The following is a 23,544-nucleotide window of genomic DNA, read 5'->3' as shown; positions in this document are numbered from 1 at the left end:
CGCGAGCAGTCGAATCCGCCGATCAGTCCGTCGCGAAGGATGTGACCCCGGCCACCAGCACCTGGATCGCCTGCGTCAGGCAGCGTTCGACTTCCTTCGGAGTCAAGCGCAGGGTGTCGCGCCGCAGCGCGAGCGACGCCACACCCTGCCAGGCGCCGAACAGGAAGAAGGAGAGCAGCCGACTGTCGACCGGCACGATCTCGCCGGCATCGACAGCGGCCTGAATGCGCGCTTCGAAGACATTGCGCAAGAATTCGATCCGTTCGACCACAGTGCCGTCGATCGGGGTTTGCGGCTCACTCAGGACGGCCCCGGAGAGGTGCCGAGTCAACGCCGGGTGATCCAGCAGGAGCCGCATATATGCCAGGCCCGCCTGCTGGACCTGCTCGAACGCGCTGCCCTCGCTCGCGTACGCCGCCGTCAAGGAGGCCATCGACATGTCCAGCAGGCGCTCGATGACCGCAGTGACCAACGCCTCCTTGGTACCGAAATGCACATATACCGACGCCGGTGAGATGCCCGCGAGCGCCGCCACATCCTCCATCCGGACGGCATCGGCAGACCGATCCGACAGCAACTGCTCCGCGGCGTCGAGCAGAGCGGCGCGAGTCCGGTGCCGGCGCCGCTCGCCCCGCAACCGTGCCGCCTCTACCTTGTCCGGGGTTGCACTGTCCGTCATGCGAGAAACGGTAGCCGCATGCCGCCACAGTCGACCCACACGAAGCTGCGCAGCCCGTCGCAGGCGGGGCGCCGCCAGCCACGGAGACGGGAATCCAGCGGCGGGGGCTTGTGCCACAACAGTCATAACCCCGCTTCGGGAACCTCGAGCAAGGGTCCGATGGAAGTAGACGAGCAGGTCCTCGAGCTCGGGTAACGCCGCGGCATGCTCTAGGCCCAGGTGGCGTCGATGGGCCGTCACTGCAGACCGCGCAAAACGATCGAACGCCGCCACGTGGGGTCTGGCAGTTCCGGCGATGATGGCGGACCATTCTCGAACGCACGCTCCGACAGCTCGGCGTATCTGCGGTCGGTGTGGCGGTCGAAAGTCCCCATCGCCGGCCACGCACCCATCAACACACCGGATCGACCGCCGCATCAAGATCGAACAAGTCGATACGACGGGGGCGGCCGGGGTACTCGGATTGCGGGGAAACCGGGCTGTCTTGCCGCATCCCTGCTTTCTCCGGCCCGTTGCGGCCCTGCAACCATCCGTCCTGTGGCGGAGCGCTTCCGATGTAGTGGTCGTTTACGCCGACATCGCATGAGTAAATCGACTGGGTAAATGATGTGAGCCGACGCCTCCCCTTCGACCGAACCCCGAGTCCGGACAACCGCGGGCCGACGGCGATTGCCGGGTTTCACGGCTGGCCCACGTGGTCAGTCGGGGGCGCCCGCGACAGGGGTGGCCCGGTACTCGGCGCGCATCCGATCCAGTCCACGGTCTACGACGGTGTCCAACAGCTTTTGACCGTGGCGAGAGGCCAGCGTGCGTACGGCTGGGATGCGCATCGCTTGGTTGATGATCGTGAGGCCTGTGGTCGCCGCGGCGATGGCGAGTTCCGCCGGGCGGTCCGGCCGGAGTCCGAGGTCACCGGCCACGTCGCGGCCCGGCAGCGTCTGGACCATATCCTCGGTCAGCACTCGACGGACGATGGCCGAGTGGGCGCGGCGCGGCAAGCGGAAGGCACGCATGCCGGTCAGGCCGGTGATCATTTTCTCGGTCATCGACCGCGAATCGGTCTCGGGGGCGTAGAGGTACTGATGCATCCGTTCGGAGATGCGACGCTGGTCAGCGTGGGTAGCGCCGAGCAGTTCGACGTTGACACCTTCGATGCGGCTGATCCAGCGCCACATGAGGCTGAAACTGTCGTCTTCCGCCTGGGTGGCGAGGCCCCCGAAGGAGCGGATGATAGCGACGCGGTACGGTCCGAAGATGTGGGTGGCCGCGGCGGTCGCGACCTGGCTGATAGGCATGCTGGTGGTGTAGTCCCAGTGTCCACTGCGGTGGATTCCGAGGCGGATCATGGTGTGCAGCATCCGAATGCGAACCCACTGTTCCCAACGCGGACCGCCCGGCTTCATGCCGTCGACGTCGAGAGCTCCGACGAATCCGGTTGCGGTCTCCCAGAATCGACGACGGAAGTCGCCTCCTTCCTTCGCCAGTCGGCCGGTACCCGCCATCACCCGTGCGGTGGCGGGGTCAATGTAGGTGAACGGAAGTCCACCGTGGAGTCCCATCAGCATGCCGATAGGGTTGCGGCGCCCCATGTCCGCGCCGAGCCTCATGGCTTCGAAATCGACCCATGCAGGGACGTGTTCGACGTCGGCGAAGAACTCGACCGCCGCGGTGACACCCTGGGACTCGAGCGCCCGGGCGTTGGCGTAGATGTCGCCGCCCATCAGCTTGCGTTCGCGCAGTTCAGTGATCAGCGCCTCGGCAAGCGGGTCGCCGACGTGGTTCCACGCCTCGACGTCGACCAACTCCGGGTCGATCGCGGCGTCGTAGCCCGGGGTGGCCGCAAGAGCCGTGACCCGGGCGATCCGGGCCGCGAGGTCGTCCCCGAGCGCGGCCACACTCGGGAGCTGGTCGTTGGACACTGACGAGGTCATGTGAATCTCCCTATTCTTCATGAAATGGACAGCTCCTCACCGTGCGGCGATGCCGCTGGTGGTGTGCCGTCGAGGTCGGTGCCGCGTGCTTTGGCTCCCAGACCGCGGCAGGCGTCGAGCGGGTCGAAGTCGGGACCCCATGCGGCGAGTCGGGATTTGTCGGCGATCACCGCACCGGCCCGCACCTCGGTGGCGAGGTCGCGGCCGAGGATCGCACCGGCGGCGTGCTGGCCGCTGATCATTGCGCCCTCGGTGCCCGGGCCGAACGCGGTGCTGGTGCCGACCATGAACAGACCTTGTATCGGGGTCCGCACCCCTGGCCGGAAGGGTCCGGACTGGCTGGGCCCGGTCGCGAGCCCGAACGGGGCGCCGCCGGTGTTGCCGACGAACCGCTCCTGGCTGGCCGGGGTCGCCAGTTCGCTCCACCGCACCTTCGACGACGAGCCGGGGAAGGACTGTTCCATTCGCTCCAGCATGCCGTCGGTGACGATCTTCTTGATTTCTTGGTAGCCCTTGTCAGGGCGGTATTCGCCGGAGTTCACGTCGTATCCGTCGAAGCCCCACAGTTTCGGGTTGTACGGGGTGATGGTCTGGACCTCGATGGTGGCGTGCCCGGCCGGGGCGGCTCGGCGGTTCGATGGGTCGCGCCGGGAGGAGGACTGCACGAACATCGGTTGCCTGGCGGCGAACTCGCGCGCCCAGGCGGCCCCGTTGGCGTGGCCTTTGCCGCCGGCGATCTGGCGGCCGAAACGCTCGAGCGAGAGCAGTGAGCCGGCATCATCCCAGCCGGGGATGGCGTAGAAGTTGCTGTTGGGGGCTTCGCTCAGGTCGATTTCGACACCGAAGTATCCGTTGATCAGTGGGCTGGACATCTTCAGGTGTTTGACTCGCTGGCGGAAGATGGTCGGGAGGTGCTCGAGACCGACCAGATCGGTCAAGGTGCGGATGAGGTCTGCCCCGGAAACTACGACAGGGGCGGACAGGTGCTCGCCGTCTTCCAGACGTACGCCGACCACTTTCCCGGCCTCGACCAGGATGCGGTCGACCCCCTGGTTGGTGCGGATCTCGCCGCCGTGGCTGCGGATCACCTCGGCGAAGCCGGCCGCGAGCATCTGGCCACCGCCCTTGGGATAGTACGAGCCGCCGCCGACATAGTTGCCGAAGAACCCCGCCTGCATCAACACCGACACCGACAACGGGGTGCTGGCCATGGCCCCGCACTGCACCGACAGCGCCAGGATGGTGCGCGGTTTCAGACCGCAGGCGACCAGGAGCGAGATGTACGGGGTCATCGCGAACGGTGCCGCGAACCCGGCCGCCTTCATCATCTTCGCGAATTCCCGCGGGGAGGACGGCGTGCGGCTGCGGTCCACCGCCTCGCCGATCTTGCGTATCACCGACACGAAACGGCGCAGGCCCCGCTCCTCCCCGGGGAACGTGGCAAGCAGGCTGGCCAGATAGTTGTCCCACCCGAACGGGGTCCGCAGCTCGAGTCCCGGCCCGATGATCGTGTCGAAACCGCCGGAGTCCATCGGCAGCCACTCGATCCGATCGTCGAGCCCGAGACCGCGTAGGAGTGTCGGCACCTGTCCACCGGGCCCGCAGTCGCCGACGTAGTGGACCCCGCAGTCGAACTCCCACCGGCCCTGACGCCTGAAGACGTGTGAACTGCCGCCGAGGACGGAGTACCTCTCCACGAGCAAAACCCGCTGGCCCGCAGAGGCCAGGTAGGCGGCTGCAGTGCTCCCGCCCAGGCCTGAGCCGATGATGATGGCGTCGTATCGGCGTCCGCCGGTGGTGTTTGCGTTCATGACACGTCCTCTGAATCCGCGGTAGTCATGTTTCGTCCTGTCCGTTGATGCGCTCACGCGCGATGGGTGCCGAGAACGACGGGATCGGCGTCGTCCTCGGGTTCAGTTGCCGCACCGTTCTTGCCGATCCGTCGGGAGGCGGCGAGGGGATCCCAGTCGTCATCGAGCGGTTTCAGCCGGCTGGCGTCGCCATAGACGGCGCCGGCGTGGATTTCGGCGTCGAGATCCCGGCTGAGGATCGCGCCGGCGGCCTTGACGCCGCTGAGCATCGCGCCGGTCGTTCCCGGTCCCCACCGGGTGCTGGTGCCGGCGAGGAACAGACCTGGGATGGCGGTGCGCGATCCGGGCCGGGTGGGGCCGTACTGCGAGGGGCGGACCGCGAGCCCGAAAGAGGATCCGCCGCTGCTGCGGGTGTAGCGAGTTTGCGTTGCCGGGCTCGCGGCTTCGCTCCACAGCACCTGGGCGCGGGCACCGGGGTAGGCACGGTCGATGCGGTCGAGCATCACGTCGGTCAAGCGGGACTTGAGATCGCGGTAAACGGGCTCGCGCCGATACCCGCGGTCGAAGTCGCCGTACTTCTCGATGCCCCACAGTGCGGGATCGCGGGGGACCATGGTCATCGCCTCGACAGAGGCGCAGCCGGGCGGGGCCGTACGTGGGTTCTCCGGATCGCGGACGGTGCCCGAGTGGATGAAGGCGGCCATGTTGTCGCTGAAGTCGTCGACCCAATCCTTGCGCGGGCGCTTGTGCGCTCGGGAGATCAGATCCGGTGCGTAGCGGGTGAGCCGGTACAGGTTTGCGGCCTTCTCCCAGCTGGGGATGACGTAGTAGTTGGTGTTGGTGGTGCCGCGCAGGTCGAGTTCGAGGCCGAAGTAGGTGTTCATCAGCGGCCAGCCCATCTTGAAGTGCTGGGCCCGCATCGCGACATGGCGCGGAAGCACCTCGGGGTCGAGAAGTTCGAGGTAGGTGCGTTTGATATCGGCGTCGGAGACGACGACCGGCGCCCGCAGCACCTCACCACCAACGAGCCGGACCCCCGCGACGCGGCCGGATTCGGTGAGGATCTTCTCGACGACGGTGTTGGTGCGCACCTGACCGCCGTGCGCGGTGAGGAACTGGTAGAGGTTGGCGGAGAGCACCTGCCCGCCACCGCGTGGGAACCAGGCGCCCCGGGAGATTCCGTCCGCCATATAGCTGACGTGCATGCCGAACGGTGCCGCGTCGGGTGTGCTGGTGTACGCGCCGGACTGGGCGCACAGGGTCAGGATCGCTCGCGGACTCAGCCCACAGGCGACCAGGACCGCCGCGTACGGCATGAAGAAGAACGGTGCCGCGATCCCGGCCGCGGCGAGCATCCGCGGGGCGGACCCGAACGCGGGTGCCGTGCGGTTCCCGGCGCGCGCTGCTGCCTGCGCCAAGGCAAGGTAGCGGCCGATCGCGCGTCTTTCGGTGGGGAACGCGGCGACGAGGTTGTCCCGGTAGGCGTCCCAGCCGCGCGGGGTGCGCAACTCGACGTCGGGCCCGATGATGGTGTCGAACCCGTTGGGGTCGAGTGGGAGGAACTCAACACGATCGGCGAGGCCGAGACCCTCTAGAACGTGCGGCATCATCCCGCCGGGGCCGGCGTCCTCGATGTAGTGCACACCGACCTCGAACTCCCACTGCCGCTTGCGCCGGAACACATGGGACGACCCGCCGAGCACGTCGTACTGCTCAACCACCAGCACCCGCTGGCCGTTCGCTGCCAGATAGGCGGCGGTGGTCAGGCCGCCGAGACCGGCGCCGATCACGATGGTGTCCCATGCGTTGCCGGAGGGTTTTCGGGATGTCATCGGCTGCTCCAAATCGGGAAGTGGGGTTCGGGCGGGCGAATCCGAATCAATTACTGTGACCATACGACACAGGTATAACGATCGCAATAACAGTGTCATATCTCTGTTGTGCGTAGAATTGCGGCATGCCAGCGCGCCAGCTCGATCCCGACATGCGGGCCCGACTATTGGAGGCAGCGGCTCGCCTGCTCGCCGAGGAGGGGCCGTCCGCACTGTCCACCCGCAAGGTCGCCGCCGTGGCGAACACCTCGACGATGGCGGTCTATACCGAATTCGGATCGATGGCCGAGTTGGTACGGGCGGTCGTCGACGAGGGCTTTGCCCGGCTCGCCGCGCGGCTCACGGCCTTGCAGCCCACCGAAGACCCGGTCGCCGATCTCGGCCGGATCGTGGTGGCCTACCGCGCCCACGCCCATGACAACCCGCACCTTTATGCCGTCATGTACGGCACCGCTTCACTCGGGGGATACCGCCGTTCCGGCGGCGACCTAGCGCAGGGCCGTTACACCTTCGACGTCCACGTCGAGTTCACCCGGCGGGCAATCGCTGCCGGCCGGTTCCGCGACGACGATGCGGCCGCGGTGGCCACAAAGATCTGGACCGCCGTGCACGGCTACATCATGCTCGAGCTGGCCGGTTACTTCGGGCAAGGCACTGATGGCATCCGGCAGTATCTCGTCCCCATGTTGCTCGACCTGTTCGTCGGCCTCGGCGACGATCGTGCCGCCGCGGCCACCTCCACCGAGGTCTGGTTCACCGACACCTTGCCGTTGACAGTGGGCTGAGCCGGCACAGTGTCAAAACCGTTGCGATTTGTACGACCAATAGGTCGATGGTGATGCCCACCAACACAATTGATCCCAGCTCCCCGAGCGGTTCGAAGTATGACCGGCTCCGGTGCCGCTCGAGCCCGCTCGATCTGCGCCAATCGATACAGCGTCGCAGCGGTGAGCGCCTCGCGCGTGAGAAAATCCACCGCCACTCGTCGTCAGTCCATTCGTGCGCGAAGTGACCGGGTTGAATGGCCGCAAGTGCGGCGGAGACGCCCTCCGGCGGTTCCTCGTCGGCTGGCAGACGCGCGAGATACGTGTCGCATACGGTTAAGTTTCGCGTGAGCGAAACGGCTTTACCGGCGCGGATACCCCGCAGCCGACACCGTGTGCGCCGCTTCCATCAGCATCCAGCCACCCAACTGGACGGAGAGGTCGCGCTCCGGAATGTCGGACGATCGCACCGTGCCTCCCGTGAACGCCGCGATATTCCTACCGAGACCCGGGAGCCGGGCCTGCTTGCCCCAGTCGGCGCCGAAGAGGGGCTGGCCCTCGATCTGCAAGCGGTTCTCCCACGCAGCTTCGGCGGACGTCAGCACGATTTGGGCAGCGACTTCACGCGCGCGGATGTCGTCGTGGTTCTCCCAGGGCAACATCACCGCGGTCAGCGCGAGGTAGCGGGCGAGGATTCCGTTGAACAGACCACCGTCTCCCCCGCCCCCACCGCGAATAATCCCGCCCGGAGCCAGGTGCTCGTCGATGGCGTCGACCAGTCGATGGACGCGGTGTCGGTGCCGCGGCGCACCGAGGCGCACCGCCAATTCGGTCTCGAGCCCGAGGACAACTCCCTGACAATACGAATAGATGACCCGTTCGGCTTCACCGCGGCGATGAACCCCGTCAATGACGAGCCCTGTTTTCTCGTCCCGCAAGGTGTCGTCGATCCAGTCCGCGGTGGCCTGCGCGCGCCAAAGTTTGCCCGTGCGGGCCAGCATGATTCCGGCCGGCCCGTTGGCGGGGGCGTTGTAGAAGTCCGAGCCCTTGCGCCAGGGCAGCCCACCGCCGTCGGGATCCCAGGCATCGAACAGCTGGGATTCGAGCGTCTGCACGGCTTTTCGGTTGTCTATGAAGTGCATACGCTGCGCGCGTTCGAGGGCGATGCCCAGCCACGCCATATCGTCGTAATAGTTGTTGGTCCAGCCGGAGATGTTCCGGAGTCGGTGACTGCGAGCCAGTTTCACGATCCGACGTCGCCGGCGCGCGGTGGGGTCGCGCTCGAGTGCGTCGACGGCACAATCGATGAGATGCGCCTGCCACCAGTAGTGCCAGCTGACGAACAGCCGTTCGCGCCTCACCGCCGGCCAGGCGACCACGCCCAGCGTGGTGCCCGGAAGGCCCCACAGCCGGCGAAGATGCCTGCTCACGACTGCTTCTTCAGCGGCGTCGGCGCGCGCCGACCACTCGTCCTGCATGAGAGTTGATCTTGCCTATTCCTCGGGCGATCCGCTACCACGCACGGCCGAGGTCGGCGTGCTCCCGCACCCACGCATGCATGGCGATCCCTGCCGCCACTCCTGCGTTGATGCTTCGGGTGGACCCGAACTGCGCAATCGATACCGTCATGGCTGCAACCTCTTTCGCCTGGTCGGTCACTCCGGGACCCTCCTGACCGAACAGCAACATGCACTGAAGCGGCAGACTCGCCGTTTCGAGCGGAACGGAGCCGGGCGTGTTGTCCACCGCCACGATCGTGAGACCCTCCGCACGTGCGAACTCGACCAGTTCGCCGATGTCCGAATGATGCCGGACGTGCTGGTACCGATCAGTGACCATCGCGCCGCGCCGGTTCCAGCGCCGTCGTCCCACGATATGGACCTCCGCGGCGGCGAAGGCGTTGGCAGTCCGCACTACGGTGCCGATATTGGCGTCGTGTCCGAAGTTCTCGATCGCCACATGCAGTGGGTGGCGCCGGCGATCGATGTCGGCGACGATCGCCTCACGCGTCCAATACCGGTAGGCGTCGACCACGTTCCGTCGGTCACCGCCTGCCAGCAATTCGGGATCGTAGCGGGGATCCGTCGGGGCGGGGGTCTCGTGTTCCTCGGTCCACGGCCCGACACCGCGGGGATTCTCGCCCCACTCGGTGGGGCCCGGCTCGGCCGACGCGGCCTCGACCGGAAGCGAATCTGCCTCTACGCCATTCATGTCGTCAGAACGTCTCGTTGGAATCGGGAGAAACCGTGAATCCGTGTGAGGTCTCGTCGTTGACACAGGTGACAGCGGTCGCTGTCGTGCTGCAGGTGTAACCGAGTTCGGTGAGCCTCGACCCGGCCGGCAACACCGGGTCCCGTTCGGCCTCACCCGAGGTGTACACGAGGCCGCCGGCACACATGAACGCTCCCCTGCCCTCGTTTTCGACACGGATGCCGTGGCCCCAGTCGACCATGCAGTCAGCAGGCCGCGGTGGCACCGGACTTGTCGAGCCCTGGCATCCGGCCTCCGTCCGACTCGGGAGCTTGATGATGCCGCACTGGAATGCTCCGTCGGGGGAGGTGAAGAAGTACGACTCGTTGTGCTCGTACGGAACGTCCACGAGGGTGGTGGTCGGCGCCTCCGTCGTCGTAGTGGGCGGCGCAATGGTGGTCGTGGTGGTCGTGGTCGGCGGAACCGTCGTCGTGGTGGTAGTCACAGGCGCTGCAGTGGTGGTCGTCGACGGCGGAGCCACCGCCTCGGAAGAACCCCCACATGCTGCAACGGTCAGAGCCGCACCAATGCTCAGACCTACCAACGACACCCGACGCCACGCCATACGGCCACCTCCACACACTCGCCTGCTGCCGACACTGCACTCTAACGGCACCTCTGCCCGGCGTCGCCGCGGCGGTCTACCCTGGACCCGGAGGCACAACGATGAACCACAAGCGCATCGTGCGGACGGTCTGCTTCATCACAGTCGGCTACGTCATGGTCCTCGCAGTCTGGCTGGGATGGCTGATCGAGCACACCCCCGAGGCCACGATTCCGTACCAGATCATGGGACTGGTCGCCGCCTTCGGCTCGGCGCTGGGATTCGGCATGATGGCTGCCGAACGTCCCACCCGAGCAGACCGGAAACTCGCGCGGCGCGGGCTCGAAGGTTGGGCCCGGATCGAGCACGTGACACCTCTTCACCGCACTGCCGACAACGGCGAACTCACCGAACTGGATTTGCAACTGACCGTGCCGGGGTCCGAGAGCTACTCCGGACGTGTCGTGTACGAGGTGCGCCGCGAGGAGGCCACCCGGTTCGTACCTGGCGAGACCATCACCATTCTGGTGGATCCGAACAACCGGGACCGCATCATGCTGTGTCCGTGACCCGACGACGTAGGGCGAGCATTCCCTCGACGAGCAGCAGTTGGGCGGCGGCATAGGTGGCGAGGATCAGTCCTTCGGAGGCAGCCCTGCCGCGCTCACTACGGACGAACAACCTTCGCACCACGATCAGCCCATCCGATGCCGTGAACAGAATTCCGCCGAGACCGAGCCAGCTGCGGCGGTCACTGCGGGGCATCACCACGCCCCCGACAACACCGGCACCGGGGGCGAGGGATGGATCGGCAGCGAGAGTGGACGTCGTCGCCAAGGCCGATCCGTATGCGGTGAGGGGCGCAGCGACACCGGCGGATCGAGCCCGCAGCAGTACTGCCGCGCCGAGCCAGCCGGCCAGTCGCGGACCCCACGCCGCCGCCCTTCCACGCGCACCCCGGCGCAGTAACAGAGCCGAGTAGCAGGCCTGCATGACCGCGAAGGACGACGCGCCACGCACGAGACGAGCATCGTCGTCCGGGTCGATCATGAAGACGTCACCGACGGTCGCCGCCGTGAGCCCGGTCAGCAACAGTGCCGCGTCAGCGGGCTCGGTCGTACGTCGCCGACGCACCACCCGCGCCGCGAGGGCAGGACCGATCAGAGGTTTGGCGACCTCCTGCAGTCGCTCACGTCCGGTCACGGCACCGATCACGGTGGCCAGGGTCGCCCCCGCGAACACGACGTGCTCTAGACCCCACTCATTCTTCGATGTCACATCTTCCTCCCACACTCGAGGTGGTGCCGAGGCTACAGAACCCACGAGTGGTTCACTGGAGAGTAGATGCCATGGTGACAAGGGCGAAGGTGAGGCACAAATGATGGCAGTACAGGCGCGTGCGGCAGCCACCCGCCATCAGGTCTTGGAAGGCGCGGCACGCAGTTTCGAGAAGCTCGGCTACGGCGGCGCCAGCCTGAGTGGAATCCTGGCGCATTCCCACGTCACGAAGGGCGCCTTGTACTTCCACTTCGAGTCCAAGGAAGCACTCGCCTGGGCGGTGATCAAGGAGCAGCACGCCATGTCGATGCTGGCGGCGCAGCGAGTGCTTGCGACAGCACAGTCCCCGATGGAGGCGATCGTCCTGTGTGCCAGGGAGATGGCGCGGCAACTCCTGACCGAACCGATCGTCCGGGCTGGGGTGCGTCTCACCCTCGAGCTCGGCAACTCCCGCGGACCGGCCACCGATCCCTACATCGACTGGACCGACACGCTGGTGGCACTGGCCGCCAAGGCAACGGCGGCAGGTGAGCTACGGGCCACCGTCGATCCAGCGGCCCTCGCCCGCTTCCTGGTCAGTTCCTTCACCGGGATGCAATTGGTGTCGGAGGCGCTGAGCGGTCGAGCCGACCTGTACGAACGCCTCGCCGACATGTGGGCCCTGCTACTTCCCTCGATCGCCGCCCCCGACATGCTGTCCCGCCTGCTCGAGTTCGCCTCTCTGCGCGACGACGTCGCGTCCTGATCACCGTCGTGATTCGACTGGGAAGCACAGCGGTTGACCGGGTCATCCGGGCAGGGTGTACCGGGCGAAAACGTGCCACCCGACGAAAGCCCAGATGCCGACGAGTAGTAGTCGCCCGGGTAGCCGGGTCCACAGTGAGGAGACGATGCTCGCGAGGCTCGTCCACCGTCCGCCCGTCCGGCGGCTGTACAGCTCGATGGCGATTCCGATGCCGATCAACATGAGCCAGATGATCGTGACTGTCACTTCACCCTCCCGTAGGAAAATGGGGCAGCACACGCCTGTGCACCATCCGGACGACCGGCGCCCCGCCGACGGCAAGCCATCCGCAGAACAGGACGAACCGAACCGGGTGCCAAGCCAAGGCGTAATCGATCACCGTGCTGAGGGTGGGAACGCTCGTCGACCGGCCACCCAAGGCGAGACCGACTCCTTCGAGCCCGACGGCGAGAACGAGCAATATCAGCCACGGAAGCACCGAAAGTAGCGTCACGTTCCTTGCCCGTGGTGTGCCGCGACCACGCGAACCGTCAGCTTCTCTCATGACGGCCGCACATGTGAGCAGGGCGACAGGTACTCCCACGGCGATGTAGGCGAGAGCCGTGAATGGCCGAAGTCCCGTTGCCCAGTACGCATAGAGCGCCGCAATCACGAGACCGGCGATACCAGCGGCGTAAGGCGTGCATCTTCGCCGCAGTCGTCTTCCCCGCAATACCGACTCCATCGCATCACCCCACCTGTTGGTCGCATGCTGTTGCGCGGGTTGCCGAGTCGATCACACGGCCCGGCCGCTGCCACGGCGCTCTCAGTACATCTCACCGCCCCCCATCCAGAAAGAGTCTCGGCCCGTTTCGAATCCTGATCCAGGTGCGAGTTATGATCCACGCCACATCGCAAGTACGCACAGCGTCGATAGTGACCGCTATGCGTACACCTTGACACGTCGGCAGGAGGACACCTCGATGACCACCACGGAGGAACCGTCCCGCGCCACGGACGTCCCGTCTCGATCCCCCCGCTTCGAACGGCCGTCGTGGCCCCCCGCCGGACCCCGTCGCGTGATCGCAGACTTCGGCGGAACGTATGCAGCCAACGGCCTCATCGGCCTGATTTTCTCCGCCACCGGGCCGGTCGCAGTAATCCTGGCGGCAGGGTCGGCCGGCGGTCTGTCACCTTCTCAGATGGCGTCGTGGATCTTCGGGGTCTTTTTTCTCAACGGCCTGCTGACGGCACTGTGCAGCTGGTTGTATCGCCAGCCACTCGCATTCTTCTGGACCATTCCCGGGACGATCATCGTCGGCGCATCGCTCACCCACCTCGCGTGGGCCGAGGTACTGGGCGCGTTCCTCGTCACCGGCTTTCTCGTCCTCGCCCTCGGCCTCACCGGCCGGGTGCGGCAGGTGATGTCCATGCTGCCGATGCCGATCGTCATGGCGATGGTGGCCGGCGTGTTCCTGAGGTTCGGCACCGACCTGGTGGCGGCACTGAAGAGCGATGCCCTGGTGGCAGTTCCGATGGTAGTGGTGTTTCTACTCCTCGGGTCGCGTGCCCGTTGGGGCCGGTGGATGCCGCCCATCCTCGGAGCATTGCTCGTCGGCGCCGTCGCTGTGGCGGCGACTGGGCGTTTTCGCCTCGACGACGCGGCGCACCGGTGGATCGCGGAACCCGTCTGGCAGGCACCGCACTTCACGTGGGCTGCGATCACCGAATTGGTGATTCCGCTCGCCGTCACGGTCATCGTGGTGCAGAACGGTCAGGGCTCGGCGGTACTGAAGTCGGCCGGCCACACACCGCCGATGAACGTCGCCACCGTGGCCTGCGGCATCTGGTCTGTTGCGGCGTCCACCGTCGGCGCAGTCTCCTCGTGTCTGACCGGACCCACCAACGCGCTTCTGGTGGCATCGGGAGTGCGGTCCCGGCAGTACACCGCGGCCATCGTCTGCGGAATCCTCGCAATGGTGGTCGGCGTATTCGCGCCCGTGTTCGTCCAGCTCATGCTGGCCACGCCGGCGGCTTTCGTCGCGACGCTCGGCGGCCTCGCCATGCTGAAGGCGCTCCAGGGATCGTTCGTCGCCGCGTTCGGCGGCCGCTTCACACTGGGCGCCCTCGTAACGTTCCTGGTGACCGTCTCGAGCGTGCAATACCTCAACATCGGCGCGGCATTTTGGGGCCTGCTGGCCGGACTCCTGGTGTCCCGGCTGATGGAACCGGAAGACTTCCGGCCGACATGACCGGTCACCTTGCTCGTCGCCACCACCACCGGGTACGGGTCGGCGACTGCTCCGCTGCCGGGGGTGGGTCGGGCCGGCCACTCGCGGGCGTGCGCACCGCTCGACGCTTCGCTCGCCACTGCGACACGACCTCGTCTGCGTCGACGGGACCGACCGGCACCTGCGGCCCGGACGGCGCGCGCAACCAGGCAACGATCTCGAGGTTGAGCTGATGCACAATCTCGCGCACCGCGTCCTCCGAAGGTATACCGCGGACGGTCTCGGGTAGCCGCTCGATCTGCTTGCGCAGCTGAAGGGGCGTGGGCAGCAGCGCGTCGAGGGGCACATTCTCGCGCCGCAAATTCCCTTTGACCCACCATAATTCGTCATCGACGTCGCCGGAGCGCGGGATCGGTTTACCGGCTCCCGGAAGGTTGTCGAAGTCGCCGCGCTCCTGGGCCAGCCGAATCTGCTTGTCGATCCACGTCTCGCAGCTCACCTCGGGAGGTTTGCGCTCGGTCATGCGCCAATTCTCCCAGGATGCGCATCACTACGCAGGCGAGTCCTGCACGGCGGAAATCTGCGACTCTCCAGGGACCGACCGCGTCACAGACCGGTCGGACACCGGAGCACCGTGAGCCCCCGTTTCGCAGAACATCGATCCGGGAATGCGTTGTACAACCCGAGATCGACTACGCCCGGAGGAAATGATGAGCAGACCACTGACAGGCCGCGGCGACGAGAACGACCCGCATCGAATGAACGATGTCGATGGTCGTTCCGTCGATGTCGAGCAGCGAGTCGTCACCAAGCCCGCACGTACCAGCGCAGCAGCCGCCTTCGCTCTTGCTCTCGGCGTGGCGGCCCTCGTCTGCGTCCTCATCGTGATCCTGTCACCGGTCGGACTGGTGCTGGGCATCATCGGGCTGATTCTCGGAGTGATCGGACTGAGGGCGTCACGCAAGGTGGGCATCACCGGGAGAGGTGTCGCGATTGCCGGCACGGTACTGAGCGCGCTGGCGATCGTCATCTCGATTGCCTTCGCGGCCGGGATGGTCACCGTGCTCAACAACGACAGCGCCGTCGAGCGAATCGAACAGGAACTCGACAAGATGCGGGACAAACTTCCCGACAGTGTCGAGGTCCCCCAGCCGTAACCGCAGGAGCGCCTCCTTAGGTTCGCTGCCCCTGCTCGAGCATTCCGGCGCCCGAGCAGGGGAGCGGTCCGTCCCGCCACGCGGCCACTTGCCATTGCGCCTTCTTCCTTTTACTGTGACATCGAGTCTCAGTTAACTCCCCGATAGCTCCACCTCGGCCCAGGAAGAACACATGACAGTGAGCACCCCTCAGCAGGCCGGCACCGCACTCGAGGGCGCCGAGGACGAACGACACCTGTCGGTCGTCGTAGTCGGAGCAGGCCTGTCCGGAATCGCCGCAGCGGTCAAGCTGGAAAGAGCCGGAATTACGGACTACCTCGTGCTCGAAAAATCCGATCGCGTCGGCGGGGTGTGGCGGGAGAACACCTACCCCGGTTGTGGTGTCGACATACCCGCACCGGTGTACTCGTTCTCCTTCAACCCCAACCCGCGGTGGCGGAGCAACTTCGCGCTGCAACCGGAACTGCTGTCGTACATCGAGGAGACGGTCGACAAGTTCGGCCTCCGATCGAAGATTTCGATGCACACCGAGTTGGTGGAGGCAGCGTGGTCCGATGACCGCCGACGCTGGGTCCTCGACACCAGCCAGGGCACGATGATCGCCCAGCACGTCATCTTCGCAGCCGGGCCCATCACCGAGCCGAAGACGCCCGCGCTCCCCGGAATCGACGGATTCGCCGGCGAAATCTTCCACTCCGCGCGCTGGAATCACGAGGTCGATCTCACCGGCAAGAGGGTCGCGGTGGTGGGCACCGGCGCGTCCGCCGTCCAGTTCATTCCGGAAATCCAACCGAAGGTGGCGCAGCTGTACGTCTTCCAGCGCACACCCGCTTGGGTCGTCCCACGACTCGACTTTCCGTTCCCGCGCATCGCCCAATGGGTGTTCGGCCGAGCACCTGCCGTCCAGCGAGCATTCCGGCACATCCTCGACGTCGTGCTGCGGACCCTCACCCTGACAATGCGGCGCGAACGGACCGCACGCATGCTCAACCCCATCGGCACCCGGTGGCTCGCCAGGCAGGTGCCCGACCCCGAACTTCGAGCGTCGCTGACTCCGGACTTCACCCTGGGATGCAAGCGACTCCTGTTGTCCAACACTTACCTACCCACCCTGACGCAACCGGGCGTCGAGCTGATTCCCCACGCACTCGTCGCGGTCGAGGGCCAGGCGGCGGTGGCCGCCGACGGCACCCGACGCGAAGTGGACGTCATCATCTTCGGCACCGGATTCGATGTGAGCCATCCGCCCATCGCAAGCCGTATTCGCGGACGCGACGGACGCCTGCTCTCGGAGAAGTGGTCGAAGAGCCCCGAGGCCTATCTGGCCACCACGACTCCCGGCGCGCCGAACGCCTACATCATGCTCGGCCCGAACATCCTGGTGTACAACTCGTTCCTCGGATTGGCCGAGACCCAGCTCGACTATGTCATCGACGGCTTGATCAAGGCCGAGCAGCAGGGCATCGAAGTACTCGAGGTCCGGGACGAGCCGTTCCGCGCATTCAACGACGCCGTCCAGAAGGGCCTTGCACCCACGGTTTTCAACAACGGCGGGTGCAGTAGCTACTACCTCGATGCGGACGGCAAGAACTTCGCGGCCTGGCCGTGGTCCACCAAATCGCTGCGTCGTCGTCTCGCCCGATTCGACCTCGAGAACTACGCCATCCGGCCTTACCGAACGCACTCGCCGTCCGTCCACTCCGCAAGAAAGTCGTCATGATCGAAATTCATCACACCGCCGTGGCCCGGGCCCCGCTCGCCGCTTGTTTCGAGTATCTCGACGACTACACGCACGTGCCGTCCTGGCTCTTCGGAATTACCCACTTCGATCCCATAGGCGAACCCGTCCGCGGGCTCGGCGCCGTCTACGACGCGGCGATGCGGGTCGGCCCCAAGACGCTGGGCTCGGTCGTCGAGATCACGGCGTGGGAAGAGAACGCACTGATCCAGCTCGATTCGATCGACGGCCTCACCACGCACTCGAAGTGGCAGTTCGAGGCCATCGGCGACGAGGAGACCCGATTGACCGTCGACTTCCATTACGAACTCCCGGGCGGACTTGCCGGGAAGGCGCTCGGCAGGATCATCGAACCGTTTGTCGCTCAGGCTATTCGACACACCGACGCCACCCTGCGGCGTCAGGTGGAACAGGCGGCGCAGCGCTCGTCCTGACCTGTCCCGGACGGCCGCCACCCGCACCGGACGGCACGTCCCCGCACGGGGGTCAGCTACAGGGCGCTGCCGCGGGTCCGTGAGCAAGCGCCTGCCACAACAAAACTGTCGACGGATCTGATGTGTTCGCACACACTCTGGTCTCGGCAGTGTGCGGGTTCAGATCGAGGACTCGAACGGCACCTGCCTCCCCCGTCGCGATCAGGACGTCCGAGCGGGCACCGAACGCCACCCGCCACCGGACGGTTCCATCCGGCACCAGCGAACCACCCAGCGCCCGCATACGCGCCACGTCCCAGATGCGCACGGACTGGTCATCGCTCCCCGTGGCCAGGATCCGTCCGTCGGGACTGAACGCGACCGAACGGATCGTGCTCGTGTGCCCGGACAGCACCGCGGCCTCACCCGGCTTCTCGCCGGTCTGCGAAGTGAGCGGCCACACGCGGATCGTCTGGTCGTCACTGCCGCTGGCGAGGGTACGTCCATCGGGACTGAAGGCGATAGCGTTGACCGCGCCGTGGTGACCGGTCAATGTTCGTACAGGAACGGTCATCTCGGGGTCGGACACGTCCCACAGTCGCACGGTCTTGTCACTACTGCCCGCCGCGAGGACGGTTCCGTCGGGGCTGAAGGCAACGGCGTTGATCCATCCGGCGGCGCCGGAGAGTGATCCTCCCACCCGGACTGGATGCGCGCGATCCGTGAGGCTCCACAGGGCAACCGACTGGTCGTCGGCAGCCGTGGCGAGCAACATCCCATCCGGACTGAAGGCCAACTCATGGGTGTAGCGCGCGGCGATCTCGAGCGGCGGGCCTGCCGGAGCGGCAGTGCCGTCGGCGACGTTCCACAACTGCACCTTCCCGGTGCCCACACCCGCGGTCGCGAGCACCGAACCATCCGCCGACAATGCGAGATTCTCGACGCCCACACCGTCCGGCGACGGGAACCGTGAGCTGAGCACCGGCGCATGACCGTCCCCCATCCGCCACAGGGCGACACTCCCGTCCCGGGAAGCCGTGACGGCGACGGTGCCGGACCGGTCCAATACGGGCGTCGCGACCCGCAAGGTGTGTGCGGCGACGACTGCAGTCGGTAACGCCCACTTTCGCACCGTCCCGTCCTGACCCCCGGTGACGACAGCCTTGCCGTCTCGGGTGAATACCGCGGTCGTCAGACCACCGCTGCTCCCTGCAAGGGGCTTTCCGAGCAACGTCGGTCGATCCGGGTCGGTCAGCGACCAGATCCGGGCGGTTCCGTCCCAACTCGCAGAGACCAGGGACGAACCGTCCGGGCCGAAGGCCACCGACCACACCGCGGCGTTGTGCCCGGTCAGGGGTTCACGGGCGGCGACCGGCGAACCCGGGCGGTCGAGGTGCCACAGCCGAACGCTGTGATCGTCGCTTCCCGTCACGAGAAGTCGCCCGTCGGGGCTGAAGGCGACCGAATGCACGGTGTCGGCATGCCCGACTACCTGCCCCGACACCACCGGGCGTGCCGGGTCGCTCACATCCCAGATCATCGCGGTGTGGTCGTCGCTTCCCGTGGCGAGCGTTCGCCCGTCGGCACTGAAGGTCACGGTGCGAACCGCGGCTGTGTGACCGCGCAGCGGTGGTGCACGATCCACTACCGCGCGCGGATCCTCGATGTTCCACAGCCGGGTCGTACCATCGTCACCGGCACTCGCAACGGTCCGCCCGTCCGGGCTGAACGCCACCATGTACACCGCTCCGGAATGCCCGACGAGTGGCCGTCCCAGTGCGGTGGGATGTGCAGGGTCTCCGATGTCCCACAGCCGGACGGTGCTGTCACCGCTTCCGCTGGCGAGGATCCGCCCGTCAGGACTGAAGGCCACGCTGGTGACCCAGCTCGTGTGCCCGGCGAGCGGCGTCACGAACGAGCCGGGCGTCCCGGTGTCCGTGGGATTCCACAATCGGATCGTCCTGTCGTAACTGGCGGACGCGACTGTGCCATCGGGCCCGACAGCGACGGAGTAGACGGCACCGTCGTGGCTCCCGAGCCGGTCGGCGAGCGGGGCGTTCTGTGACGCGAGGAGCATCGACCGCGCAGTGTCGTCCTGGGGCCTCAACCGGGTCGCGAGCAACGACAGTCGTGCCGACAGCGACGGATCGGAGTTCTGCGTGCGGGCGGCCTGCGCGAGGATCTCCGCGAATTGCGCCGTGGCGCGTTCCTCGTCGGCCGACACTCGTTGGGTGTGCGCTGTGAGTGCCGCCACCGTGGTGACGAGGGTCAACAGCGCGAGCACGGTGACAGCTCCTCTGCGTCGCAGCCGGCCGAGGCGGTCCTGACGTCTCCCCGCCGCTATGAACGAACGCGTCGACGCGCCCACGCGGCCGGTGCGGCTGTCCGCCTCCCATCGAAGTGCTGCATCCAATCGCAAGCCCCGGTAGAGCAGCGAGCCGTCACGATCATGCCTCTCCCACTCCTGGGCATCCTTGTCGATCCGCTGATGCAGGACTGCGACCGCCCGATCCTCCCCCAGCCAACCGGCAAGCCGTGGCCACGCCTCGAACACCGCGTCGTGCGCGAGTTCGACCCCCGACGCGTCACGAGTCAACAGCCGCGCAGCGGTCAAGGCATTCATCGCCTTCGTACCGGCGCTGGAATTCGAGCACGCTTCGAGGAGCTGCGGCGGGCTCAGAGTTCGCCGAGTGTCCGGACCGTCATCGCCGACGGCCACGAGGTGCATCAGGATCTGTCTCGCCGCAACCTGTTCTGCGGGTGTCAATGATTCCCAGACCGCCTCGGCGGTACGCGCGACGGCACCGCGCACTCCGCCCACGGACTCGTAGGCCGCCACGGTGAGGGAGTTACCTGCGCGCGCCTCCCACGTGGCCAACAGAGCGTGACCGAGCAGCGGCAGAGAGCCCGCGTTGTATGCCGTGCCGTTTCCCTCACCGAGGTCGCGGAGCATGATGTCGACGAGGCCGGGCTCGAGCGGCACACCCACCAGCCCGGCCGGACCATTGACGGCCATCCGAATCTCCTCACGCGTCATAGGTCCGAGAACCATCTGACCGTCTTGGAGGCGTCGCGCCAGATCGGGGTAGTGCACGCACCGCTCGTAGAAGTCCGCGCGCACGGCGACGACCACTGCGTCGACCTGCGTTTCGGAGTAAGCGCGCGTTCGCGCCGTGTCCACGAGCAGGCCGACGAAGCGGCGTCGGACATCCTCGTCCCGGCACTGTGTGAACAGTTCCTCGAACTGGTCGACGATCAGAACGCACGGCGTCTCCCGCTCCTCGGCAAAGGAGCGTTCGAGTATGCCGACGGGGTCGCGGCCGGGAGTGACGGTCACGACACAGCGGCGTGGTCCCAGCGCCGGGGCGAGCCCCGCGTGCAGAAGCGACGTCTTACCCGAACCGGACGCACCCACGAGAACAGTCAGGGCGATGTCGTCATCGTCCTCGAGCACCGAGGCGAGGAGGGCAGAGGTCGCCCGTTTCCTCCCGAAGAAGTACCGACTGTCCCCGACGCCGAATGCTCCGAGCCCGCGGTACGGGCATTCGACGTCGTCGAGCCCTCGGTCCGTGGCCGGCGCGGCGTCGTCGCGAGCAGCGTCACCGCGCGCCGGTTCGCTGCGCTGGGCTCGTTCCCACAGCGTTTGCCATTGCCGGATCGAGTAGAGACCGTCCACCGGCGGGCGGGGATGGCAGGTCCGAGCTGCAGTGATCAGAACGCGCAGGGTCGGGACCAGACCATCGAAGCGGGCCGGCACGTTGCGACCGGCACGCCAGTCCGAGAGGCGTTGCGCGGAGACGAACACGGCCCGCCTGGACTCGGCGACGGAAATCGTCGAGTTGGCGCGATCGGCGAGCCGTTTCAGGACGGGGCGACCGGCCAATTCGTAGAGAAGCGCAAATCGTTCGGCGAAATGCACTCGCGGGTGACCGTGATCACCGGGATATTCCATCAGCGCTCCGAATTCGATTCCGCACACCGTGGACGAACGGTGCGCCGTTGTTATCGCAGATGCGGACCGGCGTTCCAAGTAATTGAGACCGAGATCATAGAACCACCCCCACGTCACGCTGTCGCACCTACCGGGCCGGATCCGGTCCGGATGAAACTTTATGCCCTACTAGCAGGGTCGATCGCATCAGTATCTGTTTCGGGTGAGCCAGGACGAGTTCTTCGGACAAAGCTTGTCCCGTCCACCGATCAATGGCCCGAAATCAATGGCCGCATCGGACTCCTCAATCCGCACTCGGCATTTTCGAACAATGCCCCCACTCCATTCTCCGCGTGAAAGGGCATAACCAGACATGAGGCAATTCTTCGTCATCGTCGCCGCAGCACTGATCGCAGTGGCCGGGAGTACCGGCTCGGCCGGTGCGGCCCCCGCGGCTCCCGCGACTCCCGCGACCACTTCGGCCGTCACACCGGACACCGCCGATTCTGCCGGAGTGATCGGACCCGCGAGTTCTGCCGACGCCGCAACGGCCGCACCATCGGCAGTCGGGTCGATCATCGTGAGGACGATCCGCGAATGCGGGATCGGAGCGCTGGTGGGAAAGACGACCGACGAACTGACGTTGCAGAACGTCGTCGTGTTCGTCAACGCCGCCGGGCAGAGACTGGCCGCGGTCGCCGCGGGCCCGCTGGCAATCATCACCGTCGCCGCATACGGCTGCCTCGACCGCGCACTCACGAGCCTGCGCCAGGACAGTGAGGAACGCTGATGCACGTGACCTCGATCGACCGTTACGACATCGAACCCGGCACGCTCACAGAATGGACCCTCCTGCCGACTGCGAAAACAATCAAGTCGGACATTCCGCCGAGTTACAACCAGCGTTTCCATCTCGACACTGCCCGGGCACACGGGTTCGGTCGCAGCGTGTGGATGGCCGGCAGCCTCGATCTGCCGGGCACACTCGACCGCAGCGCTGTGCGACGCACGTTCGAGATCTTCATCCGTAGGCACGACGCACTGTGGACGGGCTTCGACGTCCGCCCCACACGCATCGAGCGCCTGATTGTGCCACCGGACGCCGTCGCGCTGAGAGAATCCGATCCCGTCCACTTCGACGACCCCGTGTCGCTCCGCGCGCACCTGTGCACGAAATTCACGGTGGAGTGCGACCCCCTGACTTTTCCCGCTTTTCTCTTCGCTACCGTGGAGAGACCGACCTCGAGCACCGTCATCGCAGCATTCGACCACACCATCGTGGACGGGCTGTCCCTCGTGATCGCGTTACGCGAACTCCGGCAAATCTACGAGCTGATCACGTCGACACCGGCAAAGGACGATGCGCAGATCGGACGGGCGCTCGGTGACCCGGGGAGTTTCATGGCGTACTGCGAGGCAGAAGCCGGGGACCCGCCCGCCGAGGACGGCGATCCGAGAATACGGGCGTGGTCACGGTTTTACGAGCACTGTGGTGGGACAGCCCCGAGGTTCCCCTTGGACCTCGGCGTCGAACCGGGAAGACCGGCCCGGCAGGCTTCCGATGTCCGGCGACTCCTCGACGGCCCCGGCGCCGCACTGCTGGAAGAGCAGTGCCTGCGCGCAGGAGGCACCATGTTCACGGGTGTGCTGAGCGCTATCGGCACCGCGTTACGGCGCGAAGGTGGCCCGCTCCACCTGCCGCTGCAGTTCCCCCTGCACACCCGACATGATCACCGGTGGAAGGACTCCATCGGGTGGCTCACAGCCACCGCGCCGATCGTGGTTCCGGTGGCAGCGCACGGATCGTTCGAGTCGACGCTGACCGGTACCCACGCGTCGTTCCGCTCCGCACTCACGCTGAAGGGGTTGTCCATGGAACAAGTGCGCCGTGGAGTGGGCGAAGGGTACCGGCGAAGCCGAACCGACCTGTTCATGGTCTCCTACATCGACTACCGCAAAGTCACGTGCCCCGACGAGCTTCGGGCGATGAACGCACACCACATCAGCAATGTGACGGTGTGCGATGACGCTCAGTTCTGGGTGTCGCGCACCGAAGACGGGGTGTCGTTGCGTTCGCGCTATCCCGACACCGCAACCGCCCATTCCGCGATAGCCCGGTTCCTCGATCAACTGGCGTCGGTATTCACCGAGGTCATCCGAAACGACATCATGACACCGGCTCCCGCCTATTCGTGAAGCGGCGCCGATCAGCTCCGCGGTATCGCACCAACGGGTGGCGGGGTGACGGAATCCCGTCACCC

General features: G+C 66.3%; 21 protein-coding genes. 9 read left to right on the top strand and 12 right to left on the bottom strand.

Annotated features, from left to right (window positions below; genetic code table 11):
• Window positions 1–22: 22 nt before the first annotated feature.
• The 4 genes from NOF53_RS02915 to NOF53_RS02900 form a co-directional block, all read right to left on the bottom strand.
• Entirely contained in the window at window positions 23–679 is a 657-nt protein-coding gene (locus NOF53_RS02915) for a TetR/AcrR family transcriptional regulator (protein ID WP_255965479.1), read from the bottom strand.
• A gap of 698 nt (window positions 680–1,377) precedes the next feature.
• Window positions 1,378–2,610, bottom strand: a complete 1,233-nt coding sequence (locus NOF53_RS02910) for an oxygenase MpaB family protein (RefSeq protein ID WP_255965478.1) — start codon at window positions 2,608–2,610, stop codon at window positions 1,378–1,380.
• A 17-nt stretch (window positions 2,611–2,627) separates the two neighbouring features.
• Window positions 2,628–4,421, bottom strand: coding sequence for a phytoene desaturase family protein (locus NOF53_RS02905; RefSeq protein WP_255965477.1), 1,794 nt, complete (start codon window positions 4,419–4,421; stop codon window positions 2,628–2,630).
• 53 nt (window positions 4,422–4,474) lie between these two features.
• Window positions 4,475–6,253 carry a phytoene desaturase family protein gene (locus NOF53_RS02900; RefSeq protein ID WP_255965476.1) on the bottom strand — a complete coding sequence of 593 codons (1,779 nt, stop codon included), beginning with the start codon at window positions 6,251–6,253 and terminating at the stop codon, window positions 4,475–4,477.
• A gap of 125 nt (window positions 6,254–6,378) precedes the next feature.
• Here NOF53_RS02900 and NOF53_RS02895 point away from each other — a divergent pair, with 125 nt between their 5' ends.
• Window positions 6,379–7,038, top strand: coding sequence for a TetR/AcrR family transcriptional regulator (locus NOF53_RS02895; protein ID WP_255965475.1), 660 nt, complete (start codon window positions 6,379–6,381; stop codon window positions 7,036–7,038).
• A 341-nt stretch (window positions 7,039–7,379) separates the two neighbouring features.
• On the opposite strand, the gene NOF53_RS02890 is transcribed toward NOF53_RS02895, so the two are convergent.
• From NOF53_RS02890 to NOF53_RS02880, 3 genes are read right to left on the bottom strand one after another with little or no spacing between them, the layout of a single operon-like run.
• On the bottom strand, window positions 7,380–8,495 hold the full coding sequence (locus tag NOF53_RS02890; RefSeq protein ID WP_255965474.1) for a glycoside hydrolase family 76 protein: 1,116 nt from the start codon (window positions 8,493–8,495) through the stop codon (window positions 7,380–7,382).
• A gap of 34 nt (window positions 8,496–8,529) precedes the next feature.
• The gene (locus NOF53_RS02885) at window positions 8,530–9,228 is read right to left on the bottom strand and encodes a TrmH family RNA methyltransferase (RefSeq protein ID WP_255965473.1); all 699 of its coding nucleotides are present in this window, start codon (window positions 9,226–9,228) and stop codon (window positions 8,530–8,532) included.
• A 4-nt stretch (window positions 9,229–9,232) separates the two neighbouring features.
• Entirely contained in the window at window positions 9,233–9,832 is a 600-nt protein-coding gene (locus NOF53_RS02880; protein WP_255965472.1) for a DUF6636 domain-containing protein, read from the bottom strand.
• Between the two features lie 101 nt (window positions 9,833–9,933).
• Here NOF53_RS02880 and NOF53_RS02875 point away from each other — a divergent pair, with 101 nt between their 5' ends.
• Window positions 9,934–10,380: a hypothetical protein gene (locus NOF53_RS02875; RefSeq protein WP_255965471.1), complete on the top strand. Its 447-nt coding sequence runs from the start codon at window positions 9,934–9,936 to the stop codon at window positions 10,378–10,380.
• Here the strand turns inward: NOF53_RS02875 and NOF53_RS02870 are convergent.
• Window positions 10,364–11,089 (bottom strand): lysoplasmalogenase family protein, encoded by a 726-nt coding sequence (locus NOF53_RS02870; protein ID WP_255965470.1) that lies wholly within the window; start codon window positions 11,087–11,089, stop codon window positions 10,364–10,366. The genes NOF53_RS02875 and NOF53_RS02870 overlap by 17 nt on opposite strands.
• A 103-nt stretch (window positions 11,090–11,192) precedes the next feature.
• Between NOF53_RS02870 and NOF53_RS02865 the strand changes: the two genes are divergently transcribed.
• Window positions 11,193–11,834: a ScbR family autoregulator-binding transcription factor gene (locus NOF53_RS02865; protein ID WP_255965794.1), complete on the top strand. Its 642-nt coding sequence runs from the start codon at window positions 11,193–11,195 to the stop codon at window positions 11,832–11,834.
• A 42-nt stretch (window positions 11,835–11,876) separates the two neighbouring features.
• Here NOF53_RS02865 and NOF53_RS02860 read toward each other — a convergent pair whose 3' ends face one another.
• Together NOF53_RS02860 and NOF53_RS02855 are read right to left on the bottom strand one after the other, a co-directional pair.
• Window positions 11,877–12,080: a DUF6186 family protein gene (locus tag NOF53_RS02860; RefSeq protein WP_255965469.1), complete on the bottom strand. Its 204-nt coding sequence runs from the start codon at window positions 12,078–12,080 to the stop codon at window positions 11,877–11,879.
• Window position 12,081: 1 nt separating this feature from the next.
• Entirely contained in the window at window positions 12,082–12,327 is a 246-nt protein-coding gene (locus NOF53_RS02855) for a hypothetical protein (RefSeq protein WP_255965468.1), read from the bottom strand.
• 469 nt (window positions 12,328–12,796) lie between these two features.
• Here NOF53_RS02855 and NOF53_RS02850 point away from each other — a divergent pair, with 469 nt between their 5' ends.
• Window positions 12,797–14,065 (top strand): benzoate/H(+) symporter BenE family transporter, encoded by a 1,269-nt coding sequence (locus tag NOF53_RS02850; protein WP_255965467.1) that lies wholly within the window; start codon window positions 12,797–12,799, stop codon window positions 14,063–14,065.
• A 4-nt stretch (window positions 14,066–14,069) separates the two neighbouring features.
• On the opposite strand, the gene NOF53_RS02845 is transcribed toward NOF53_RS02850, so the two are convergent.
• Window positions 14,070–14,567, bottom strand: coding sequence for a DnaJ family domain-containing protein (locus NOF53_RS02845; RefSeq protein ID WP_255965466.1), 498 nt, complete (start codon window positions 14,565–14,567; stop codon window positions 14,070–14,072).
• 187 nt (window positions 14,568–14,754) lie between these two features.
• Between NOF53_RS02845 and NOF53_RS02840 the strand changes: the two genes are divergently transcribed.
• From NOF53_RS02840 to NOF53_RS02830, 3 genes are all read left to right on the top strand, one after another.
• Window positions 14,755–15,201, top strand: coding sequence for a DUF4190 domain-containing protein (locus NOF53_RS02840; protein ID WP_255965465.1), 447 nt, complete (start codon window positions 14,755–14,757; stop codon window positions 15,199–15,201).
• Between the two features lie 172 nt (window positions 15,202–15,373).
• Window positions 15,374–16,921, top strand: a complete 1,548-nt coding sequence (locus tag NOF53_RS02835; protein WP_255965464.1) for a flavin-containing monooxygenase — start codon at window positions 15,374–15,376, stop codon at window positions 16,919–16,921.
• Window positions 16,918–17,373 (top strand): SRPBCC family protein, encoded by a 456-nt coding sequence (locus NOF53_RS02830; protein WP_255965463.1) that lies wholly within the window; start codon window positions 16,918–16,920, stop codon window positions 17,371–17,373. Before NOF53_RS02835 ends, NOF53_RS02830 begins: the two co-directional genes overlap by 4 nt.
• Window positions 17,374–17,425: 52 nt before the next feature.
• On the opposite strand, the gene NOF53_RS02825 is transcribed toward NOF53_RS02830, so the two are convergent.
• The gene (locus tag NOF53_RS02825) at window positions 17,426–21,304 is read right to left on the bottom strand and encodes an nSTAND1 domain-containing NTPase (protein ID WP_255965462.1); all 3,879 of its coding nucleotides are present in this window, start codon (window positions 21,302–21,304) and stop codon (window positions 17,426–17,428) included.
• 352 nt (window positions 21,305–21,656) lie between these two features.
• Here NOF53_RS02825 and NOF53_RS02820 point away from each other — a divergent pair, with 352 nt between their 5' ends.
• Both NOF53_RS02820 and NOF53_RS02815 read left to right on the top strand, forming a co-directional pair.
• The gene (locus NOF53_RS02820; protein WP_255965461.1) at window positions 21,657–22,073 is read left to right on the top strand and encodes a hypothetical protein; all 417 of its coding nucleotides are present in this window, start codon (window positions 21,657–21,659) and stop codon (window positions 22,071–22,073) included.
• Window positions 22,073–23,479 (top strand): condensation domain-containing protein, encoded by a 1,407-nt coding sequence (locus NOF53_RS02815; RefSeq protein WP_255965460.1) that lies wholly within the window; start codon window positions 22,073–22,075, stop codon window positions 23,477–23,479. Before NOF53_RS02820 ends, NOF53_RS02815 begins: the two co-directional genes overlap by 1 nt.
• Window positions 23,480–23,544: the final 65 nt, after the last annotated feature.

Origin of the sequence: Rhodococcus tibetensis (assembly GCF_024438035.1) — a bacterium.
In the GTDB taxonomy this organism is placed as follows: domain Bacteria; phylum Actinomycetota; class Actinomycetes; order Mycobacteriales; family Mycobacteriaceae; genus Rhodococcus_F; species Rhodococcus_F tibetensis.
Note: the sequence above shows the minus strand (reverse complement) of the source record. Positions and strands in the feature narration are given on the sequence as shown.

What these genes read in the sequence shown, in the direction of transcription:
- NOF53_RS02915 (WP_255965479.1), bottom strand. Translation starts at nt 679, where the DNA reads ATGACGGACAGTGCAACCCCGGACAAGGTAGAGGCGGCACGGTTGCGG.
- NOF53_RS02910 (WP_255965478.1), bottom strand. Translation starts at nt 2,610, where the DNA reads ATGACCTCGTCAGTGTCCAACGACCAGCTCCCGAGTGTGGCCGCGCTC.
- NOF53_RS02905 (WP_255965477.1), bottom strand. Translation starts at nt 4,421, where the DNA reads ATGAACGCAAACACCACCGGCGGACGCCGATACGACGCCATCATCATC.
- NOF53_RS02900 (WP_255965476.1), bottom strand. Translation starts at nt 6,253, where the DNA reads ATGACATCCCGAAAACCCTCCGGCAACGCATGGGACACCATCGTGATC.
- NOF53_RS02895 (WP_255965475.1), top strand. Translation starts at nt 6,379, where the DNA reads ATGCCAGCGCGCCAGCTCGATCCCGACATGCGGGCCCGACTATTGGAG.
- NOF53_RS02890 (WP_255965474.1), bottom strand. Translation starts at nt 8,495, where the DNA reads ATGCAGGACGAGTGGTCGGCGCGCGCCGACGCCGCTGAAGAAGCAGTC.
- NOF53_RS02885 (WP_255965473.1), bottom strand. Translation starts at nt 9,228, where the DNA reads ATGAATGGCGTAGAGGCAGATTCGCTTCCGGTCGAGGCCGCGTCGGCC.
- NOF53_RS02880 (WP_255965472.1), bottom strand. Translation starts at nt 9,832, where the DNA reads ATGGCGTGGCGTCGGGTGTCGTTGGTAGGTCTGAGCATTGGTGCGGCT.
- NOF53_RS02875 (WP_255965471.1), top strand. Translation starts at nt 9,934, where the DNA reads ATGAACCACAAGCGCATCGTGCGGACGGTCTGCTTCATCACAGTCGGC.
- NOF53_RS02865 (WP_255965794.1), top strand. Translation starts at nt 11,193, where the DNA reads ATGGCAGTACAGGCGCGTGCGGCAGCCACCCGCCATCAGGTCTTGGAA.
- NOF53_RS02850 (WP_255965467.1), top strand. Translation starts at nt 12,797, where the DNA reads ATGACCACCACGGAGGAACCGTCCCGCGCCACGGACGTCCCGTCTCGA.
- NOF53_RS02845 (WP_255965466.1), bottom strand. Translation starts at nt 14,567, where the DNA reads ATGACCGAGCGCAAACCTCCCGAGGTGAGCTGCGAGACGTGGATCGAC.
- NOF53_RS02840 (WP_255965465.1), top strand. Translation starts at nt 14,755, where the DNA reads ATGAGCAGACCACTGACAGGCCGCGGCGACGAGAACGACCCGCATCGA.
- NOF53_RS02835 (WP_255965464.1), top strand. Translation starts at nt 15,374, where the DNA reads ATGACAGTGAGCACCCCTCAGCAGGCCGGCACCGCACTCGAGGGCGCC.
- NOF53_RS02830 (WP_255965463.1), top strand. Translation starts at nt 16,918, where the DNA reads ATGATCGAAATTCATCACACCGCCGTGGCCCGGGCCCCGCTCGCCGCT.
- NOF53_RS02825 (WP_255965462.1), bottom strand. Translation starts at nt 21,304, where the DNA reads ATGGAATATCCCGGTGATCACGGTCACCCGCGAGTGCATTTCGCCGAA.
- NOF53_RS02820 (WP_255965461.1), top strand. Translation starts at nt 21,657, where the DNA reads ATGAGGCAATTCTTCGTCATCGTCGCCGCAGCACTGATCGCAGTGGCC.
- NOF53_RS02815 (WP_255965460.1), top strand. Translation starts at nt 22,073, where the DNA reads ATGCACGTGACCTCGATCGACCGTTACGACATCGAACCCGGCACGCTC.